2 protein-coding genes are annotated in these 4,806 nt (G+C 75.4%); both read left to right on the forward strand.

What is annotated here, in order from left to right:
* The coding region (locus H0H10_RS02195) for a type I polyketide synthase (RefSeq protein ID WP_188179075.1) at positions 1-3,034 on the forward strand (3,034 nt) is incomplete at its 5' end.
* 38 nt (positions 3,035-3,072) lie between these two features.
* A partial coding sequence (locus H0H10_RS02200) for a type I polyketide synthase (protein ID WP_188179076.1) occupies positions 3,073-4,806 on the forward strand: 1,734 nt, incomplete at its 3' end.

Below are 4,806 nucleotides of genomic sequence, written 5' to 3' on the forward strand. Positions count from 1 at the left end.
CCTCGAAATCGGCCCCGACGCCGTCCTCAGCCCCCTCGCCCACGCCACCCCCACCCTCCGCACCGGCCGACCCGAACCCCGCACACTCCTCACCGCCGTCGGAGCGCTGCACAGCCGGGGAGCGCGGGTCGACTGGCGGGCGGTGTTCACGGACTCCGGTGCCGGGGCGGAGCCGCGCCCGGTGACGCTGCCGACGTACGCGTTCCAGCACCAGTCCTTCTGGCTGGCGGGAACCGCTGGCGGCGGGGACTCCGGGTACGGCCTGTCGGCCACCGGCCATCCGCTGCTGGGCGCGGCGGTGACGGTGGCGGGTGCCGAACAGGTGCTGTTCACCAGCCGGCTGTCGGCGCGCACACAGCCGTGGCTCGCCGAGCAGGCGGTGTTCGACGCGCCGGTGGTGCCGCCGTCCGCGCTGGTGGAGATGGCCGTGCGGGCCGGTGACGAGCTGGGCCTGCCGGGCTCGGTGGAGCTGGACCTGGTGGCTCCCCTGGTGCTGCCGGCGGACGGCGCGGTGCAGTTGCAGCTGGGCGTGGGCCCGGCGGACGCATCCGGCCGGAGGCCGTTGACCGTGCACAGCCGCGGTGAGGACGCCGGGGCCGACGCGGTGTGGACCGTCCATGCCCGGGGCTTCCTGGTCCCGGCCGCTTCCGGTGCGCCGGAGGACTCGTCGGCGCGGGTGCCGTCGGGCGGTCCGGCGGTGGAGGTGCGGCTGCCGGAGGAACTGCTGCCGGACGCCGCGCGCTACGTGCTGCACCCTGCGCTGCTGGAGGCCGCGGTGACGGCGTCCGCCGGCAGCGGCGAGCCGGGTACGGCCCGGGTGCCGGCGCGCTGGGAGGACGTGCGGCTGCACGCGAGCGGCGCGACCGCGGTCCGGGTGCGCGTCACGCCGGTGGAGCTGCCGGAGTCCGGTGCCGATGCCGACACCGACACCGCTGCGGACGCGTTCGCCGTCGCGGTCCGGCTGTCCGACGCGGAGGACCGTCCCGTCGCCACGATCGGGCGGCTGGTCTTCCGTGACCTGCCGGACTCGGCGTTCAGCGGGCCCGTGGACGCCTCCAGGCCGCTGTTCGAGCTGGACTGGGAGCGTGCCGCCCTGCCGCGGCCGGAGGGGTCGCCGCACTGGGCGGTGCTCGACGGGGACGGTCTGGACGCGGCGGACGCCGTCGGCGTCGCGGGCGCCGGAGTGACCGTGTTCGACGAGGTGGCCGCGGTCGGCAAGGCCGTGGAGGCCGGGACCGGTCTCGACGCCGTGCTGGCCCGGATCACGGCCGGTCCCGCGGACTACGTGGTGGGCGCCGCCCACGCGGCGGCGCGGCGGGCGCTCGGGCTGGTGCAGGAGTGGCTGGCCGATCCGCGGCTCGGCGGCACACGGCTGGTGGTCCTGACGCGCGGCGCCGTCGACACGGGCGCCGAGGGCGTGCCCGAGCCGGGCGCGGCGACCGTCTGGGGTCTGCTGCGCTCGGCCCAGGCGGAGGCGCCCGACCGGCTGGTGCTGGTCGACCTGGGCCAGGGGCCGGACGGTGCGGGCGAGGAGCGGTCCGCCGCGGGCGACGATGCGGCGGTGCTGTCCGCGGTGATCGCCTCGGGCGAGCCGCAGGCGGCGGTACGGCATGGCGCGGTGCTGTTGCCGCGGCTGCGCCGGACGCCGGTGGGTGCCGCGTCCGGCCGGGGCGGTACGGAGGGCCGTGGCGCGGCCTGGGACCCGGACGGCACCGTGCTGATCACGGGCGGCACCGGTGCCCTGGGCAGCCTGTTCGCCCGGCATCTGGCCGCCGAGCACGGCGTGCGGCACCTGCTGCTGCTGAGCCGCCGCGGGGCCGGGGCGCCGGGTGCGGCGGAGCTGGAGGCGGAGCTGTCGGCGCTGGGCGCGCGGGCCACGTTCGTGTCCTGCGACGTGTCCGACCGGGAGGCGCTGGCGGCCGTGCTGGCGGCCGTACCGGCCGAGCACCCGCTGCGGGGCGTCGTGCACACGGCCGGCGTCCTGGACAACGGGCTGGTGCCGGCGCTGACCGGGGACGGTCTGGACGCGGTGCTCCGCCCGAAGGCGGACGCCGCCTGGTACCTGCACGAGCTGACCGAGGGCATGGACCTGTCCGCGTTCGTGCTGTTCTCGTCCAGCGTGGGCGTGATCGGCGGGCCCGGTCAGTCCAACTACGCGGCGGCCAACGCGTTCCTGGACGGGCTGGCCGGCCACCGGGCGGCCCGGGGGCTCGCGGCGACGTCGATCGCCTGGGGCCTGTGGGGCCTCAGCTACGGCATCAACGGGGGCCTGACGGACAACGACCTGAAGCGGTTCGGCCGCGAGGGCTTCCGGCCCGTTTCGCCGGAAGAGGGCACGGCCCTGTTCGACTCCGCGCTCGCCGACAGCACGGCCGCCGTGGTGGCCCTGCCCGTGGACCTGTCCGCGATGCGGGCGCACGGCCAGGTGCCGCCGTCCTTCCGGTCGCTGGTGCGGGTGCCGGGCCGGCGGGTCGCGCGGTCGGGCGGCGGCGAGGTGGAGTCGCTGGCGCAGCGGCTGGCCGGGGTGTCGCCGGTGGAGCGCCGGCAGGCGGTCCTCGACCTGGTGCGTACCGAGGTCGCGGCGGTGCTGGGGCACTCCGGGGTCGACGCGGTCCACGCGGAGCGCGCGTTCCAGGAGATGGGTTTCGACTCCATGACGGCGGTGGAGCTGCGCAACCGGCTGATCGCCAGGACCGGGGTGCAGCTGGCCGCGACCGTGGTGTTCGACCACCCGAGCCCGGCGGTGCTGGCCGAGCACATCGTGGCGGCGGTGGCCCCGGAGGGTGACGCCGCCGGCCCGTCCCAGCCCCTGATGGCCGAACTGGACCGGCTGGACGCGGCCCTGGCGGAGCTGGGTGACGACGGCGCGGCCCGGACGGCCGTCACCGTACGGCTCCAGACGCTGCTGTCCCGGCTCAACGAGACCGCGGCGCGCAGCGGCCGGGACGAGGACGTGGCGGAGGCCATGGAGTCGGCCACCGCCGAGGACCTCTTCGACTTCATCGACAACCAGCTCGGCCGCACCGCGAACTGATGACCCCACGACTCAGCCCGAGGAGAAGTTGATCACGCATGTCCAATGATTCCCCTCAGACGTCAGGTCAGGACGCCGGCAAGGACGGGGCGTCCGCACGAGAACAGAAGATGGTGGAGTACCTCAAGTGGGTGACCACCGATCTGCAGAAGGCCCGGCAGCGGCTCGCCGAGCTGGAGGCCGGCAACGAGGAGCCGGTGGCCGTCGTCGGCATGGCGTGCCGCTTCCCCGGCGGGGTGACGTCCCCGGACGAGCTGTGGCGGCTCGTGATGGACGAGGCCGACGGGATCAGCGACTGGCCCACCGACCGCGGCTGGGACATCGACGCCATCTACGACCCGGAACGCGGCAAGCCGGGCAAGTCGTACACGAAGAAGGGCGGTTTCCTCGACGGGGCGGCCCTGTTCGACCCGGGTTTCTTCGGCATATCGCCGCGTGAGGCGCTGGCGATGGACCCGCAGCAGCGGGTGCTGCTGGAGACGGCCTGGGAGACGTTCGAGCAGGCCGGTATCGACCCGGCGACGCTGCGCGGCACCCCGGTGGGCGTGTTCGCCGGTGTCGTGGAGCAGAGCTACCTGGGCCTGGAGGGCCCGGAGGAGCTCGAGGGCTATCTGATGACCAGCAAGCTGAGCAGTGTCGCGTCGGGCCGCATCGCGTACACGTTCGGCTTCGAGGGGCCCGCGGTGTCGGTGGACACGGCCTGCTCCTCGTCGCTGGTGGCGCTGCACCTGGCGGTCCAGTCGGTCCGCAAGGGCGAGTCGACGCTGGCGCTGGCCGGCGGTGCCACGGTCTCGGGCAACCCGAGCGGGTTCGTCGACTTCTCGCGGCAGAACGGGCTCGCCGAGGACGGCCGCATCAAGTCGTTCGCGGCCGCGGCCGACGGCACCGCCTGGTCGGAGGGCGTGGGCCTGCTGCTGGTGGAGAAGCTGTCGGACGCCCGCCGCAACGGCCACCGGGTGCTGGCCGTGATCCGTGGCTCGGCCGTCAACCAGGACGGCGCGTCCAACGGGCTCACCGCGCCCAACGGGCCGTCGCAGGAGCGGGTCATCCAGCAGGCGCTGGCCGGTGCCCGGCTGTCCGCGGCGGACGTGGACGTGGTCGAGGCGCACGGTACGGGGACCCGGCTCGGCGACCCGATCGAGGCGCAGGCGCTGCTCGCCACGTACGGGCGTGGCCGTCCGGAGGGCCGGCCGCTGTACCTGGGGTCGCTGAAGTCGAACATCGGTCACACCGTGGCGGCCGCCGGCGCGGGCGGGGTCATCAAGATGATCCAGGCGATGCGGCACGGCGTCCTGCCGAAGACCCTGAACGTCGACACGCCGACCCCGATGGTCGACTGGGCGGCGGGCTCGGTCGAGCTGCTGACCGAGGCCCGCCCGTGGCCGGAGACGGGCACGCCGCGGCGTGCGGGCGTCTCCGCGTTCGGTGTGAGCGGCACCAACGCCCATGTGATCCTGGAGGAGCCGGCGCCCGAGGACCGGCTCGGGGGCGCCGAGGCGCCGGGTGACGACGTGGCCGCGCTCGCCCGTCCGCTGCCGTGGGTGGTGTCGGCGAAGACGGCACGGGCGCTCGCGGCACAGGCCGGCAGGCTGCTGGCGCGTCTGGAGCGCGACGCGGATCCGGTGAGCCCGCTGGACGTGGCGTACTCACTGGGTACGGGCCGCTCGGCGCTGGAGCACCGTGCGGTCGTCGTGGGCGCGGACCGGGAGGAACTGCTCGCGGGGCTGCGGGCGCTGGCGGCCGGCGAGTCGGCACCGCACGTGGTCCAGGGC

The organism is Streptomyces griseicoloratus, from assembly GCF_014534645.1.
GTDB lineage: Bacteria > Actinomycetota > Actinomycetes > Streptomycetales > Streptomycetaceae > Streptomyces > Streptomyces griseicoloratus.